The sequence below is a fragment of the Aeromonas sp. QDB30 genome, from assembly GCF_027707645.1.
GTDB lineage: Bacteria > Pseudomonadota > Gammaproteobacteria > Enterobacterales > Aeromonadaceae > Aeromonas > Aeromonas caviae.
Genome location: NZ_JAPCIY010000175.1, coordinates 1 through 1,155 on the forward strand (window position 1 = coordinate 1; position 1,155 = coordinate 1,155).

Here is a 1,155-nt window from a genome sequence, read left to right on the forward strand (position 1 = left end):
TTGGGGCATGCAGTCGTGGCAAGCCCTCCGATGCCATATCGGCTCTTGAAGCTGGCTGAGGGTCATGGGTAATCAGGTATGGATTTAGGGACTCAGAATACTTTTTTCTGAAAATCAAGGCGGCCTTCCCCGGAAAGCCGCGATGAACCGGAAAAGAAGAGTGCACAGCGGAGATTGAGAGTGCATCTACTGCTCAGTCAGAATTTCAATCTTTACAGGCGGAAGTATTATCAAAGTTGTCAGATGGTAATACGTTTATATTTCAGTGGAGCAGCACAGCCGGTGGTGGATTCGATGTAGAAGCTGACCCCTATGGGAAAATTGATGGGCAGGGTGGCTATCAGAATAGTGGAATTACAATCGTGTCTGGTTTACGCATATCCCAATTTTTAGTGGGAAATGATATCAGCAGTATTTATCAGAATTTGCCAAAGGATACTAAATTAGCAACGTTTGTCATGCAGGCACAAGGAATTGCATATATAAGTACTCGAAGCATTAGTGCTACGGTGCAAGCTCGTTTAGGGCTAACGCCCACTCAATTTAGTGACATAATAAGCACTTTGTCTGGCGCTCAGAAAATACAACTGGCAGCAGCTTTCAATTATGTAAGTAGCCTGAGTAATGAAGGTCAATTTCACACTGTAAATAAAAACATTAAAGATGTTCCGACGTGGCATACAACAGGTAAGATAGAAGACCATGGATATCAAACTTTCTATGCAACCATGACAAAATTAGATGAGCTTAAAAAAATGATTGAGAGAAAATAGTAAATTACCTACAGACCATATCTGCATATGCAGTGTGATTATATATGGTTGTTTTATAGTTTGGTTTGTGAACCACAGAGTCATTTTAACAACTTTTTTCAATATATTTTGACAGTTTTTGTGGTTGTATTATCGCAGTGTAATTGGATGCTTGAAAAACATTGTTGATGCTTTCCAATTTATTCGAGTGAAATGCCATTTTTGACATTGCAATTGTTTGATGTGGCTATTGATAGAGTAATGCCTTGACCAAGAAAGTCTGATACTCATACTCAATAGGGCAATTCAACCCATCATGGGAACATTCATGTACAGAACCTTAAGCGGCAAGCGAATTAATAATACCGTCTAACGTGTTGTTTTGCTTGGATTTTCTCTGCCT

1 protein-coding gene is annotated in these 1,155 nt (G+C 39.7%); it reads left to right on the top strand.

The genetic code is table 11. From position 1 onward, the window contains the following. Nucleotides 1-236 precede the first annotated feature (236 nt). On the top strand, nucleotides 237-773 hold the full coding sequence (locus tag PG896_RS20990) for a hypothetical protein (RefSeq protein WP_270836192.1): 537 nt from the start codon (nucleotides 237-239) through the stop codon (nucleotides 771-773). Nucleotides 774-1,155 lie beyond the last annotated feature (382 nt).